Annotated in this window: 14 protein-coding genes and 1 riboswitch; of the genes, 10 read left to right on the top strand and 4 right to left on the bottom strand. The window is 42.2% G+C overall.

All coding sequences use genetic code 11. The annotated features are described in order from the left end of the window. Positions 1-44 precede the first annotated feature (44 nt). The 3 genes from ACXADE_RS12340 (at position 45) to ACXADE_RS12330 (ending at position 2,510) form a co-directional block, all read left to right on the top strand. Entirely contained in the window at positions 45-989 is a 945-nt protein-coding gene (locus ACXADE_RS12340) for a ribose-phosphate diphosphokinase (protein WP_474980766.1), read from the top strand. A gap of 152 nt (positions 990-1,141) precedes the next feature. Next, the gene (locus ACXADE_RS12335) at positions 1,142-1,486 is read left to right on the top strand and encodes a PadR family transcriptional regulator (RefSeq protein WP_474980765.1); all 345 of its coding nucleotides are present in this window, start codon (positions 1,142-1,144) and stop codon (positions 1,484-1,486) included. Next, entirely contained in the window at positions 1,473-2,510 is a 1,038-nt protein-coding gene (locus ACXADE_RS12330) for an HAAS signaling domain-containing protein (protein ID WP_474980764.1), read from the top strand. The genes ACXADE_RS12335 and ACXADE_RS12330 overlap by 14 nt, the downstream gene beginning before the upstream one ends. Positions 2,511-2,673: 163 nt before the next feature. Here ACXADE_RS12330 and ACXADE_RS12325 read toward each other — a convergent pair whose 3' ends face one another. Both ACXADE_RS12325 and ACXADE_RS12320 read right to left on the bottom strand, forming a co-directional pair. After that, positions 2,674-3,888: a M24 family metallopeptidase gene (locus ACXADE_RS12325; RefSeq protein WP_474980763.1), complete on the bottom strand. Its 1,215-nt coding sequence runs from the start codon at positions 3,886-3,888 to the stop codon at positions 2,674-2,676. A gap of 88 nt (positions 3,889-3,976) precedes the next feature. Further along, positions 3,977-4,684 (bottom strand): GntR family transcriptional regulator, encoded by a 708-nt coding sequence (locus ACXADE_RS12320; protein WP_474980762.1) that lies wholly within the window; start codon positions 4,682-4,684, stop codon positions 3,977-3,979. Between the two features lie 361 nt (positions 4,685-5,045). On the opposite strand from ACXADE_RS12320, the gene ACXADE_RS12315 reads away from it, so the two are divergent. Together ACXADE_RS12315 and ACXADE_RS12310 are read left to right on the top strand one after the other, a co-directional pair. Further along, a complete protein-coding gene (locus ACXADE_RS12315; RefSeq protein ID WP_474980761.1) occupies positions 5,046-5,324 on the top strand; it encodes a hypothetical protein in 279 nt (92 codons plus the stop codon). Between the two features lie 219 nt (positions 5,325-5,543). Then, complete coding sequence (locus tag ACXADE_RS12310) at positions 5,544-5,873, top strand: DUF4257 domain-containing protein (protein WP_474980760.1); 330 nt, start codon at positions 5,544-5,546, stop codon at positions 5,871-5,873. Between the two features lie 627 nt (positions 5,874-6,500). On the opposite strand, the gene ACXADE_RS12305 is transcribed toward ACXADE_RS12310, so the two are convergent. After that, positions 6,501-6,887, bottom strand: coding sequence for a DoxX family protein (locus ACXADE_RS12305; RefSeq protein WP_474980759.1), 387 nt, complete (start codon positions 6,885-6,887; stop codon positions 6,501-6,503). Positions 6,888-7,093: 206 nt separating this feature from the next. Here ACXADE_RS12305 and ACXADE_RS12300 point away from each other — a divergent pair, with 206 nt between their 5' ends. Next, complete coding sequence (locus tag ACXADE_RS12300) at positions 7,094-7,552, top strand: nucleoside deaminase (protein WP_474980758.1); 459 nt, start codon at positions 7,094-7,096, stop codon at positions 7,550-7,552. Between the two features lie 147 nt (positions 7,553-7,699). Then, the gene (locus ACXADE_RS12295) at positions 7,700-7,960 is read left to right on the top strand and encodes a hypothetical protein (RefSeq protein WP_474980757.1); all 261 of its coding nucleotides are present in this window, start codon (positions 7,700-7,702) and stop codon (positions 7,958-7,960) included. Positions 7,961-8,030: 70 nt separating this feature from the next. Here ACXADE_RS12295 and ACXADE_RS12290 read toward each other — a convergent pair whose 3' ends face one another. Continuing rightward, positions 8,031-9,080, bottom strand: coding sequence for a homocysteine S-methyltransferase family protein (locus ACXADE_RS12290; RefSeq protein ID WP_474980756.1), 1,050 nt, complete (start codon positions 9,078-9,080; stop codon positions 8,031-8,033). Between the two features lie 157 nt (positions 9,081-9,237). Next, positions 9,238-9,341: riboswitch (SAM riboswitch) on the bottom strand. A 246-nt stretch (positions 9,342-9,587) separates the two neighbouring features. On the opposite strand from ACXADE_RS12290, the gene ACXADE_RS12285 reads away from it, so the two are divergent. From ACXADE_RS12285 to ACXADE_RS12275, 3 genes are all read left to right on the top strand, one after another. After that, positions 9,588-10,574 carry a Gfo/Idh/MocA family protein gene (locus tag ACXADE_RS12285; RefSeq protein ID WP_474980755.1) on the top strand — a complete coding sequence of 329 codons (987 nt, stop codon included), beginning with the start codon at positions 9,588-9,590 and terminating at the stop codon, positions 10,572-10,574. Between the two features lie 156 nt (positions 10,575-10,730). Then, positions 10,731-11,939 carry a Bcr/CflA family efflux MFS transporter gene (locus ACXADE_RS12280; RefSeq protein WP_474980754.1) on the top strand — a complete coding sequence of 403 codons (1,209 nt, stop codon included), beginning with the start codon at positions 10,731-10,733 and terminating at the stop codon, positions 11,937-11,939. Positions 11,940-12,122: 183 nt separating this feature from the next. Further along, positions 12,123-13,667, top strand: coding sequence for a bifunctional metallophosphatase/5'-nucleotidase (locus ACXADE_RS12275; RefSeq protein WP_474980753.1), 1,545 nt, complete (start codon positions 12,123-12,125; stop codon positions 13,665-13,667). Positions 13,668-13,812: the final 145 nt, after the last annotated feature.

Here is a 13,812-nt window from a genome sequence, read left to right as displayed (position 1 = left end):
ATAAGTTTTTCTTAACACAACCTTTACAAACAGGAGCGATACATATGGATACACAATCACAGATGAAGCTTTTTACGTTAAACTCCAATGAACCACTGGCGCAGGAAATAGCGGAAAACCTTGACGTACCTTTAGGAAAAAGCAAGGTTGTACGATTCAGTGATGGAGAAGTGCAGATCAATATAGAAGAAAGTGTTCGTGGCGACGATATTTATCTGATCCAGTCCACTTCCCAGCCTGTTAATGAGCATGTTATGGAAATGTTGATCATGGTTGATGCCTTAAAGAGGGCTTCAGCTAAAACCATCAATGTAGTTATCCCTTATTACGGGTATGCTCGTCAGGACAGGAAGGCCCGTTCCCGTGAACCGATTACAGCGAAATTAATTGCTAACCTATTGGAAAAGGCGGGGGCTTCCAGAGTTATTTCTTTGGATCTGCACGCGCCACAAATTCAAGGATTCTTTAACATCCCAGTAGATCAACTTCAGGGAATCCCGATCCTGGGTGAGCATTTCAAGACAAAAGATATCGAGGCCCCTGTGGTTGTCGCTCCTAATACGAATGGATTGAACCGGGTAAGGAAAATGGCAAATATCCTTGATGCACCGCTTGCTTTCATTGATAAGCGTAAAGCTGAACCAGGTATGCCGGAAATCCGTGATGTCGTTGGTGACGTTAAAGGAAAGAATGTCATTATCGTTGATGATATGATGGATACCGCAGATACGGTGACTGTAGCAGCTGACATCCTTCATGAAAATGGGGTCAATGATATATATGCCTGCGGGACGCATGCCGTTTTATCGGACCCTGCCGTCATCAAAATTGAACAGTCCCCGATTAAAGAATTGGTGATTACAAATTCAATTTTCCAACCGGAAGAAAAACAAATCGACAAAATGACGATCCTGTCTGTTGCTCCATTATTATCGGATGCACTGCTCCGCGTCCAACATGAACATTCCGTGAGCGTTTTGTTCGATTAGTAAGTGTTTATGCTTAAGCACCTCTTTTAAAGAGGTGCTTTTTTTATGGGGAAAGGGGGATTGAACGACAATAGAGTTGCACATCCAATAGTGTATGACGTATACTATATGTGGATAGTGTTTGTCGTACAGTATGAAAAGGAGTGAAGAGGTTGAGTCAATTGTTGAACTCACTGTTAACAGAGCAGCGCAGGGGAAACCTGACCTTAGCTGTGCTAAGTCAGCTAAGGTCACCACAGTATGGGTATTCTCTCGTCAAACGGTTGGAGGATTCAGGAATCAGCATTGAACAAAGCACCCTGTACCCTTTACTCCGCCGATTGGAAAAAAAAGATCTGGTGACAAGCAGGTGGGACACTACAGAGTCAAGGCCCAGGAAGTATTATGTTTTAACGGATTATGGAGAAGAGGTCTATCAAACGTTGAAGGAAGAATGGAAAAAAGCGACGGACGAATTGACCCGCTTATTAGAGGAGGAGAACAATGAAGTGGATTGAGGTCTATCTACAAGAGGTTGGACGAAGGCTTCCCGAAAAAAATCGTGAAGATATCCTATTGGAGATCCGATCAACGATCGAAGATATGATGCCTGAAGATCCTACGGAAGAGGATATTAAGTCTGTCCTTGAGGAAATGGGCGACCCTGCTCAGTTAGCGGAAGGGTACCGAGAGAAACCTAAGCATCTGATCGGCCCCCGTTATTATGACACATATGTTTCCTTGATAAAAATGATCATCCCGATTGCGATCACGATTTCACTGATTACCCTCGCAGCTGAAAATATTTTGGGGTCTGTCCAGGAAGGCGGCTTGTTCTCCGTCATTTTCTCGGTTCTTGCTGAGGGGATCTGGCGCTGCCTTTCCGTAGGCATGCAGGTTTTCTTCTGGGTAACTCTCATCTTTGCGCTCATTGAACGTGTCGACCTTGATTTAGAGGATGAACCTCCGGGGGCCCCTCGACAATCATGGACCCCGGATGACTTGAAGAAAAAAGCCCACGCCCCTATTAAACGTACCATCCCTCGTTGGGAAATCTATGCCGGTTTGCTTTGGACAGCCGTTTGGTCCACCATCTACTTTCACGCGGATCAGCTAATCGGCATCTATGAGAATCAGAGTGAAGGACTCACGTTTATTGCTCCGGCAATGGACCAGGGGGTATTGATGAGCTTCTGGCCGGCAGTTGTTCTGATTATAGGACTGGAAATCGTATTGGCCTTATATAAATTGCTGAAAAATGAATGGACCAAAGGTGTCTTAGGATTCAATATCGTTTTGGAAGTGCTCTCAGTCTGTGTATTTATATGGGTCATAACAGCGGAAAGATTGTTTCATCCAGCGTTTCTTCAATACATCGCCGATCTTTTCAACCTAAACCCAGGAGACGTGGAGGCGGGTCTAGTTTGGAGGATAGCAGTAATTTTCATCATCATTTCTATATGGAATATTATTGATGGAATCCTTAAGTACAGAAAAGGGTTAAAGCGTCCGAAATGGAACCCAGAATTCAATAAGCTATAAAAGTAATGCAAATGTCGCCCGTATGGGGGGCATTTGCATTGTTTTTGTATAGGATTAAACAGCTGTCCGATGTTGGTGGGAATTTTTTGTTTATGAACGGCTAAAAAAACAGTGGGTAAATAACCGTTGTCGGCTATACCCACTACTCCTCGTTTAACGAATATTATTTCAACAGTCGATCTTCAAAGGGGAAATCTGAGAAATTCTCTACACCATTTTCAGTTACAAGAAGCTGTTCTTCTAGTTTAACCCCTTCTTTGCCACCAGGTGAGCCAATATAACTTTCTACGGAAAGGACCATATTGGGCTGAATAATGCCATCATAGCCTTTTTCTTCGAAATCCTGTGGATAGACGATATAAGGGTACTCTCCACTTAGGCCCGTTCCATGAGCGACAGTGAAATATCGGTTAGGGAAAAATTCATCTGGAATTCGCCAGCTTTTATCAGCATATTCTCGGAAGGACATGCCTGGCTTTAAAAGATCAATGTTGTATTGTATTTGTTCATAAGCCGTTTGATACAACCTTTTTTGTTCCTTAGTAGGTTCGCCCTTTCCGCAGTAAAACGTCCGGCTGATATCTGTGAAGTATCCAAAAGGACCATTCATATCTGTATCGAATGCCACTAACTCCCCGTCATTAATGATTTTATCACTGCATTCCTGGAACCAGGGATTCGTGCGCGATCCGGAACTGAGGAGTCTCGTTTCTACATAATCCCCGCCTTGTGAAATGTTTACATTGTGAAGGTGTGCCCACAATTCATTTTCTGTGATACCAGGTTGTAATGCCTGTTGCATACGAATCATGCCTTCTTCTGCTGTTCGAACGGATATTTTCATGGCTTCGATTTCCTGGTCGTTTTTAATACTTCTCGCATGTTCAATCGGTTCTTGTCCGTCAACGACATCAATGCCTTCTTTCGCAAGCTCGATCGCTCCGACTGAAGGGACATAGTCAATGGCTAATTTTTCGTTTTCTCCTGCATGTGTACGGAACAAATCAGCAATTTCTTTAGCCCATTCTCTAGCATGATCATAGAGGTTATCGCCTGATGCAACATAAGAAAGTGTTATAGCCGGCCTTACTTCATCAATGGTTTCAATTCCTTCAGAAAGGTGTTCGCAGTTTGGAAAATCAAATAATGTTACTGGACCTTCTGTAGGGATAAAAGCATAGCGGGCAGGGTTTCTTAACATGAATACCTGCATGTTCCGACTTCCAGTGGCATATCTCAAATTCACAGGGTCGAAAATGACAATGCCCCCATATCCGAGTTTCTTTAATTGTTCACGGACTCTCCCTAAGCGGTACTGTCTCATTTTAACAATATCAATTTGTGTTTTAGCATGACGGATACTCGTTAATTTACTCACATTTAGCCTCCGTTTCAAATTCTACTTTCATAACTACTCACATGTTATAATAAGATTTATCTTATTGCAATAAGTTAAGTGTTCGAATTTATTCTATTTCAATCGTGTATCTGAAGGCATTCGTTGTATATTTGGTCGTACTGTATTCCATAGGTTCCTGATTTAAACCGAGAGTGATTCTTTCGATGGTAATTAAAGCCTCCCCGGTAGAAACACCTAATATATCTGCTTCATACTGAGTGGCGTTACTGGCGGTCACATGTTCTTTAATATTAGTATGATGGATACTTTGCATCCCTAATGTAGGGAATAAGTCGAATTCCTTTTCGGCGACGGGCTCAATGACATGGCCGATCTCTATAGGAAGATACGATTGTTGAAGGGCGATCGGCTTACCATCGGCCATCCGTACACGCTCCATGAAGAATAAATCGGCTTTTTCCGGGAGGGACAGCTGGTATTTGGCATGATAATGATTTTGGCCTTTTTCCATACGCAAGAGAACAACTCCCATGTTTGTCCCCATCTCATGATGAATGATTCCGGGATTGCCAATCCCTTCGTCTGGTATCTCTTTTACTTTTGTAGGCGCACCACGACTTGTTTCAAGAGTTCCATTTTGCACGAGCTCCCGGATTGCTTGTCTAATTGTGGTACGGCTTACATTGTACTGTTCGATCAATTGACTTTCAGAAGGAATAGATTCACCTGGTTTCCAAATGCCTTCTTTTATATTTAACACTATTTTATTTTTTATTTGGACGTATAAGGGTAATTTCTTTTGTTTATTACTCAAGGTTTGATTCTCCTTCATCATGATTACTAACCCTTATTTTATATAAGTTTGCTACCTTTACAACCTTAAGTACGGGAGGAAATAAGGTGAGAACTGAAAAAAATGAATCAGCAGGTCATTATAAAAGGTGAGAGAGGAAAAAACTACCTATGATTTTAACAAAGCCAAACCTTACGAGAGTATTATAAAAAACAGTAAGACTATAGTATGAATGAAAAGGGACTAACTATATCCGTTAGAAATTCTTGTATAATGGGTATGAGAAATAAATCGGTGTCAAAAAATGGTGTGCTAGAAAGCATTTAATATTCATGTAATTTGGCCGTCCAATAAAATTAAGAGGAGGTGCCGACGACTGATTATGATGAATAAAGAAGAAAAAGAAACCTATGACCATCTTATGAAATCATTTAAAAATGCTGAATCGATAGAGGAAAGCCGCCATTATTTCTTAGAAATACAGTTGTATTTGGACAGTCTTCAATCAAATCATGAGCGATCGATAGCGGACCCACAACTAGAAGAGTATCTACGATTGAGGAAGGAATTAGTAGATTCTACTTCAAAAAAAGAAGTCCGATATTATGAAGAGCAGATTCATAAATGGATAAACAAAATTTATAAGTCTCAACTGACATAAGTTGTTATGGCAGGTATTATTTTGCAAAATAGTATTTATTTTCTGATAATAATAGTGTACACTATTATTACAGTGTTCATTATAGTGGGACACCTGTATTTGAAAAAAATAATGGACGTAAACGGAGCGGCCAGCTTGGTGAGGATTTAGTGCATAGTAGCTTATGTTTCTAAGTTTCTACCAAGGGCTGCTTATTTTTGTCTAGGGGGAAAATTTCTTATGAATACGCTAATCATTGCTGGGTGTATTGGAGGGATGACAGGCATTGTCTCTCATTTAATGAGAAATGGGAAAGTGCTGATTTTCCCTAAGAAGAGATCGCGTCCCAAAGGGATTTATTTAGGATTCCTGGCAGACTTTCTTATCGGAGCGGCCGCTTCCGTTTTTGCCGTTACTTATATCATCCCTGAACCTGATGTATTACGATCGCTGATAGGAATTTCTATATTAGCAGGAATGACAGCAGAGAATGTCTTATTGAAGAGAGAATTAAATGTTGAAAAAGCGAAAGTAGAAGGATTGGATCGTATTAATCAAAGGTTAAAATAAACTTTTGCTGATTCAATCCTTATTTTTCTTTGCAGTTGAAACCCTCGCGAATCTCTCCTTCTTTCCATACTACATATCGCTCTCCTTTGATCGTTGAATAGTTTTTCTTCCTGTACTTTGAATACAAAACAAAGGATTCCTCTCTTCTTCTTTATTTTAGCTTTCCTTCCATTAAAGTCAACGCATGTGATACGGTGTGTGTTAAAGGAAGGATTTTTTTGGAAATAACATTTACTGATATTCAGGTCTCATTTTTATGATTGTCCTGTTTTTAATCGTAGCTGTAGTGGATTTGGTCCTCTCCATTATTTTGGAAGAGTCATTTATTATAATTAGGTAAGCAAATACATATTTTTCGTTATGAGTCTCATTTACAGTTTCATCTTTCCTACTGTGGTCATCGGAGCTTTTCTTAACCTGGATATTCCAAGCACGTTTTACCGCCTGGGGAATATAGTCTCACTTCTAGCTTTTGTGCTTTTTCAAATCCTTGTTTACAAAATCTTAAACACGTTTGAAGAGGAATAGTTTGACTAATAACGAGCATTGAATGGATCGTGAGAGGAAAATAGGGGAGTCATTCGGGGCGGACCCGAGGATGTGGAGAACCACATCCAATTTGCAGAATCAGGTACTTTTATTAGAAATCCATTGAGACATGGCAAGCTTCTTGCTTCCTGTTAAAGCTAGTATCAGGGATAAACCTAGTAAGGACAGTGGAAATTCAAATCCTCCGATTAAGCCCATCGGAAGTTTTACAAGCACAATAGCTCCGATCATTGTTAGTCCAAGTAAAATAGCTGAGGGTACTACGAATATTCCAAGAAGTAGGAACAGTCCACCTACTCCTTCAATGAATACAGTGGTGTATGCCAGCCAAGCCGGCTGACCGATCTTTTCAAACATAGCAACCGTCTCACCGATTGCTCCAAGTTTCTGAATGCCATGGGCCAGCATGATTACACCAAGTACAATTCTTCCCCCGAATAACCCCCACTCCATTTTGTGATTCATAATGAGCACCTCTTTCATGGTTTTCCTAGTTAACGTAAGAAAAAAGGAGGTGGATCACTGGATTCATAATTTCGCACGAATCAATGAAGGACGTTCCCGAGAAAAAGGGACGAAAGCATTCGTATAAGATCTTAGGATCAATCATAGCTTGTGAGGGAGTTATCCTTTATAATGTAAGGGAATTCAACAGGGAATGGAGTGCCTCTATGACTTACAACGATGAATATTTCATGAAACTAGCAATTGAACAGGCAACAAAATCCAGGGCGGAAGGAAACGAACCCTTTGGTGCTATCCTGGTTAAAGGCAATGAAATAGTTAAGATTGCTGAGAATAAAGTACATACTGACTCAGATCCCACCTACCATGCAGAAATAGGGCTGATCAGAGATTTTTGTTCAGAGAACCGGCTGTTTGACTTAGCAGAATATACCCTTTACACAAGCTGCGAGCCTTGCGTGATGTGTTCAGGTGCTATGGTATGGGCTAATCTTGGGAAAATGGTATACAGCGTCACTCACGATCAGTTGGCTCATATTGCAGGAGACAACATTATGATCTCCTGTAAAGAAGTATTTTCTAAAAGCCCGCTGAAGCCTAAGGTTGTAGAACAAGTTTTAAATGAAGAAGGTTTGAAAGTCTTTGATGGGTACACATTTGGATAACCGAGATCCCCAGACAGCACCACTTTTGTCTGGGGTATTTTTTTGGCCTTCTTTCCGTTTATTGAGTTACTTTTTGTATCACAACGGGATCTTTATACAAATCTTTGGAAGAGGATGGTACAATGACCAAAACATGGAGGTGTAGAAATGAGTGAAGAGAAAAGAGTGACATTTATGCTGCCCCACCACCAAAAAGAAGCTTCAGTCGCAGATACTTCAAACGATAAATACCTTGAATTTCTACCTGATGAACTGACAGAATTGGTCAATTCTTTTCATGGGTTTGAACTTGATACGATTGAGTTACACGTGACAGGGGCCCTTGATGCTGGAGGAGCTACAAAGCTCTTTGTCGATTTTTCAGGCGAAGCCGGGATGAAATTCACGCTGAGGAGAAAGGATCTCTAGGAGGAGACCATTAGTAGAAGGACTGGATGGAAGAGAAACGCCTGCCCTCATATGGGACAGGCGTTATTCCTTATGCTTTTGTCTTATAGGAAGTTATGTGATCCTGAAGCGTATCGTCACTGCCGAATAGGAAGTGTTTCTCCATATCCGGTGAATAGGTGGAGTTAACGGCTTTACGTCCCACAGTTTCTGCCACTTCACGAAGCATCGCCGGAGAGGCTCCGCAGCAGAGTCCCAGGTAGTTTACGCCAATCTGATGGGCTTTTTTGGCCCATTCCGCAAGCTCATAGCGATTCGTGTAAAGCGGATCCAATGATGTTGGGAATGTTGTCTCTGTTGGTAATGTACAGGCGCAGCCACCGTCGGGCAGGTTGAAGAAAGTAGGGTGTTCTTCTGTTGTACGGTAAGGTATGGGAAGAGCGCCTACATAACCATTTACCGAATTCCGTATTTTTTCAACATACGGTTGCATCGTCGCCGGTCCACGGAAACAGTTCATCCCCACGACAAGAGCACCTTTTTCTTCTAATAACCGACAGGCTTCTTCTACTTCATACCCGTCCCGCAAAATGTTTTCGCCCATCAAACCGAAAGTGATGACAGCTGGAAGGTCTTGTTTTTTGATTTCTTCAAGAGCGATTAAAGCTTCTTCATAATAGTAGAAGGTCTCGCCGTTCACAAAGTCTACGCCCTCTTCCTTGCACCAGCCAATCATTTCGGCGAACATGCTTCTTGTTTTTTCGACCGCTTCAGGGTCATCAGGGTTGAATAAGTTTGTGTTGGAAATGTTTCCAGCTACGAGTGCTTCTTCCTCAGGGTGTTCCCTTGCAACTTCCTTGGCTAAGCGGATGGCCTGACGATTGAGCGGTTCTAACAAATCTTCTTTGCCTATGATCCTCATTTTTTCACGGTGGCCATTATATGTGAAGGCTAAGACGATATCAGAGCCTGCGAGCATATAATCCCTGTACGTCTGTTTCAATGCCTGGGGGTTATCTAGCGCTACTTCAGGCACGAATGAGCCGGCCTGCAAATATCCCCGACGTTCTAATTCAAATAAGTAACCTTCTCCACAGATGACAGGTCCATCCTGCAGCCTTTGTTCCAGTGATCGTTTCATTTTAACAACATCCTTTCCACTTATTAATATTTATTAGAAAGCTAATGTCCAACTAGGAGGACAAGCTGACTTCTTCAAGTAGCTTTGCGATTGTGAACATTTCCAGAAAAAATAAAGGACCTCCTTGAATAAGGGGTCCTTTAGTGAATAAAGCATCTCCTTATCTTCAAGGTAAAAAACTACCTTCTGGATTTAGCACCATGCCGATGGCTGGTTGCTGAGGTATCTACGGGCCAGTCCCTACACCTCTCTGGATAAGTTCTACTATTATTTATTTGTAAATGATTCCTTTACGGATGCTTTCTTCCGTGTCGAAGAAGAATGAATGATCAAAATTGGAAGTTCATCTTTTCGCTTGCGTATTACAATACAGGAAATCATATAAGGAATCAATAGAATTTTCAAAAAATATTTTCGTTTGTTACGGTAGGGGGAACTAGTATGTATAAGTGGTATCCTAAATTAATCATGGATGGAATATCAAGAAAAATGCGGGGAGGAATACAGATGAAAACCATCAGATGGGGAATTATTGGGTGCGGGGATGTAACAGAAGTTAAAAGCGGACCTGCTTTCCAAAAAATCAGGCAAAGCTCTCTTCAAGCTGTAATGAGGCGGAATGGGGAAAAAGCGAAAGATTATGCCGAACGTCATGGAGTACCTGCATGGTATGACAAGGCAGAGGATTTAATTTGCGATGAAAAGGTTGACGCTGTGTATATTGCTACACCACCTTCGTCACATAAAGAATATGTCATCATGGCCGCTAAAGCAGGGAAGCCTGTCTATGTTGAAAAACCTATGGCTTCGAGCCTCGAGGAATGTGAAGAAATGGTACGTATATGTGAGGAAAGTGATGTCCCATTATTTACAGCTTATTATCGGAGATCTCTTCCGAAGTTCTTAAAGGTGAAAGATTTGCTTGGAACAGGGGCGATTGGAAAGGTACGGTTTGCCTCTATCCAGCAGACGCAGCAGATCATATCAAAGGATGAGCATGGGAATTGGCCGTGGCGGGTGATGCCGGAAAAAAGTGGGGCAGGGTTGTTTTATGATGTCGGGTCTCATACGTTAGATCTGTTCGACTATTTACTGGGTTCGTTGGGTGATGTCCGAGGGTTCGGGGTTAATCTTGCTGATTGTTATCCAGCAGAGGACACGGTTAGCGGGGTTTGGAGGTTTGAGAGTGGTGCTGTGGGGACGGGAGTGTGGAATTTTTCTTCTTATAAAAATGAGGACGATAATCGGATTGTTGGAACCAGAGGAGAAATACAATTCTCCACGTTCGATGATAAACCGGTCGTCCTTATCAACGATTCAGGGGAAGAATCATATTATTTCGAGCGGCCCAAACACATCCAACAAGCCCATATTCAAACGATTGTGGATGAGCTGCTAGGGAGAGGTACCAGTCCAAGTACTGGTAAATCCGCTCTTCGGACCAACAGGGTAATGGGGGAGCTTGTCAAAGAGTACTATCAAGATTTTGGGTGATACTCCAGCCGTTCCGTTCAGGAACGGTTTTCCTGTGCATATGGATAGACTTACGGAGAAAATGAAGATAAAATCAAAGTTTAACAGTTTCGAAAACTTGGGGACTATATTCAAGGGATTGTAAATTGAAGATTGAATAGAAGAAGGTGTTTATTTATGTTACATAATCCAACAGGGAAAGAGAGAATAGGTCTTGCTTTCCTTCTCGGTATGCTCGGGATTCTGGGGCCATTAAATATCGATATGTACCTGCCCAGTTTTCCGGGGATCGCATCTGACCTAGAGACGAACGCATCACTCGTCCAGCTTAGTTTAACGACCTGTCTCATCGGTCTTGCCGTCGGACAGATTGTCGTCGGTCCGGTAAGTGATTCGCAAGGAAGGAAGAAACCACTGATCATCTTCCTCTCTCTTTTCGCCCTGGCTTCCCTCCTTTGTGCGCTTGCGCCTAATATTCTTATCCTGGTTGTTGCCCGTTTTCTGCAAGGTTTCACTGCCTCCGCAGGGGTCGTTCTGTCCAGGGCAGTAGTACGTGATGTATTTTCAGGAAGGGAGCTCACGAAATTCTTCGCTTTACTGATGGTGATCAATGCGACGGCCCCCATGATTGCTCCAATGACAGGAGGTGCCATTCTCCTTCTCCCATTCGCAACCTGGGAAACGATCTTCTTCTTTTTAAGTATTGTAGGAATAGCCATCGTATTAACTGTAGCTGGGAAATTGCCGGAGACCCTGCCAATAGAGAAAAGAATTCCGAGTTCAGTAAAAGAATCGATTCTGACGATCGGACGTCTGTTAAGAGACCGCTCTTTTATCGGATACGCCCTGACCATTGGTTTCGTTCATGGGGGGAGTTTTGCTTATGTTTCGGGCACACCATTCGTATATCAAGGGATATACAATGTATCTCCTCAAGTCTTTAGCGTCTTATTTGGTATCAATGGTTTAGCCATTATAACCGGAAGCTTTTTAGTCGGTCGGCTCGGAGGGATCTTCCATGAAAGAAGTCTGCTGCGCACAGCCGTGATCACCGCTGTCAGTGCTACTGGCTTCTTATTAGTAATGACCATAATGGAAGGTCCCTTGTATTCTATTGTCATTCCCATCTTTATTTATATGACAGCAATGGGAATGGTGTTGACCAGTACGTTCACCCTGGCAATGGAACATCAAGGGCACCGGGCAGGGAGTGCAAGTGCGGTTTTAGGGATGCTGCCACTATTGTTTGGGGCAACCGTATCTCCACTAGTGGGCCTTGATGAAACGACAGCTGTACCGATGGGGGCGATCTTGTTTGCAACGGCTTCCATTGGGGGAGTTATCTTTTTCACGTTGACTTCTAAAAAACAGCATGAGTCTGTGTGATCCTTTCATCTTAAATAAGACAGATCAAATTTCATTACCAAAGTAGAAGCAGCCCTCTTAGTGATCGTAAACTCAGAGGGCTGTTTCATTTTCTCTTTTCAAGGTTTTAACCATTATTAATGAGGGCTTAAAGTTGTATTCAATTTTCCTTGCTATTGTGAAAGTAAAGGGAGGGATTGTTGAATGCTTCATAAACTGCAGGTCTTATGCTTCACACTATTGTTTGTTCTTGTTTTTACATTAGGGTCTGAAAAGCTTGACTCAAAAGAAGAAATCGAAGTGCAGCTTTTGGGGGTTAATGATTTGCATGGGCAATTAAATTACGAAGGAACATATAAAGGGAGAAAAGTCGGAGGAGCAGAATATTTAGCTGCATATCTTAAGGCTTTTGAGGCGGAAAATCCTGATACATTCCTCGTGCATGCTGGTGACATGGTGGGTGCAAGTTCTCCAATCTCTTCCATCTTCCAGGATGAACCAACGGTGAAGTTCATGAATCATATGAATTTTGATATTGGAACGCTCGGTAATCATGAATTTGATGAAGGTGTTACGGAGATGAAGCGTCTGTTGAAAGGCGGCTATCATGAAGCAACGGGGTATTTTTCCGGGGCAACGACCCCGTACACTACAGCAAACGTAATCGATGAGAACACGGACCAACCGTTGCTGCCGCCCTATATCATTAAAAAAGTACGTGGCGTTCAAATCGGATTTATAGGCGTTGTAACCACAGACACAAACGATTTTGTCCTCTCTGAGAACTTACAAGACGTGAGGATCACGGATGAAGTGAAATCTATCAACAAAGCAGTTGGACAATTGAAGGAGAAAGGGGTAGAGGCCATCGTCGTCCTAGGTCACGTATCAGCTAAGTCGGATAAAAGTGGGTCCCATCAAAAAAGTGAATTCGTAGAAATGGCTTCCAGGATTGATGATGAAGTGGATGTTATGTTTGCCGGTCACAATCATACTTACGCAAACACAGTTGTGGATGGAAAGTTAATTGTTCAGTCCTACTCTTACGGAAAGGCATTTTCAAAAGTTGATCTTACCATCAATCCGGCTACGAATGATATTACGGCCAAAGAAGCGGACATTGTTTATACCTACCAGGATGATATCATTCCTGATGCACAAACTCAGGATCTGTTGAAAGGCTATGATGAGGAGGTGGATGATGGATACAAAGAGGTGATTGCTGAAACAGTGGAGAGCATTTCCAGAAAAAGAGACAGCAAAGGAGAATCCCCGCTCGCTCAGTCCATATCTCAATCACTCAAAGAAAGGATGAACACAGATATAGCCTTTGTCCACCATGGAGGCATTCGTGAAAGCATTGATAAAGGTCTTATACGTAAACTAGACCTTCATACTGTGCTGCCATTCAAACATTACGGGGTGGCTTTGTCCATGACTGGTGAAGACATAAAAGGAGTATTAGCAGAACAATGGACGGCTGAACGGACGAATATTCTGCAAGCTGCTGGTTTGGATTATGACTGGAAAGATACAGAAAAAGGTGTCCAGGTATACAATTTAAAAACGAATGAGGGTCAGCCCATCCAATTAAATCGGGAGTATACTGTAGCAGTCAGTCATTATTTAGCAAACGGTGGAGACGGTTTTTCAGGCTTTGGCAAAGGAGAGCAGATCGCCGAGGGTCCCCTTTTGGTAGATATCTACACAAAATATATTAAAGAAAAAGGTTTAGAAGCTACAGAATAGCCAGGGCTTCTTGGAGAGAAGTTTGTTCCACTCACATTGATGACTGGGGACCACATCTAATACCTACTACAAATCTGCTATCTTACAAGGGGGAATGTGCTGTCGATAAACAGATTTCTTTCGTTTCCTTCTTATATCTGTAATA

The organism is Halobacillus sp. ABR2_026 (assembly GCF_056158545.1).
Note: the sequence above shows the minus strand (reverse complement) of the source record. Positions and strands in the feature narration are given on the sequence as shown.

Excerpts from the sequence above, each read along its gene's own strand:
- ACXADE_RS12340 (WP_474980766.1), top strand. The coding sequence starts at position 45 with ATGGATACACAATCACAGATGAAGCTTTTTACGTTAAACTCCAATGAA.
- ACXADE_RS12330 (WP_474980764.1), top strand. The coding sequence starts at position 1,473 with ATGAAGTGGATTGAGGTCTATCTACAAGAGGTTGGACGAAGGCTTCCC.
- ACXADE_RS12315 (WP_474980761.1), top strand. The coding sequence starts at position 5,046 with ATGATGAATAAAGAAGAAAAAGAAACCTATGACCATCTTATGAAATCA.
- ACXADE_RS12310 (WP_474980760.1), top strand. The coding sequence starts at position 5,544 with ATGAATACGCTAATCATTGCTGGGTGTATTGGAGGGATGACAGGCATT.
- ACXADE_RS12305 (WP_474980759.1), bottom strand. The coding sequence starts at position 6,887 with ATGAATCACAAAATGGAGTGGGGGTTATTCGGGGGAAGAATTGTACTT.
- ACXADE_RS12300 (WP_474980758.1), top strand. The coding sequence starts at position 7,094 with ATGACTTACAACGATGAATATTTCATGAAACTAGCAATTGAACAGGCA.
- ACXADE_RS12295 (WP_474980757.1), top strand. The coding sequence starts at position 7,700 with ATGAGTGAAGAGAAAAGAGTGACATTTATGCTGCCCCACCACCAAAAA.
- ACXADE_RS12290 (WP_474980756.1), bottom strand. The coding sequence starts at position 9,080 with ATGAAACGATCACTGGAACAAAGGCTGCAGGATGGACCTGTCATCTGT.
- ACXADE_RS12285 (WP_474980755.1), top strand. The coding sequence starts at position 9,588 with ATGAAAACCATCAGATGGGGAATTATTGGGTGCGGGGATGTAACAGAA.
- ACXADE_RS12280 (WP_474980754.1), top strand. The coding sequence starts at position 10,731 with ATGTTACATAATCCAACAGGGAAAGAGAGAATAGGTCTTGCTTTCCTT.
- ACXADE_RS12275 (WP_474980753.1), top strand. The coding sequence starts at position 12,123 with ATGCTTCATAAACTGCAGGTCTTATGCTTCACACTATTGTTTGTTCTT.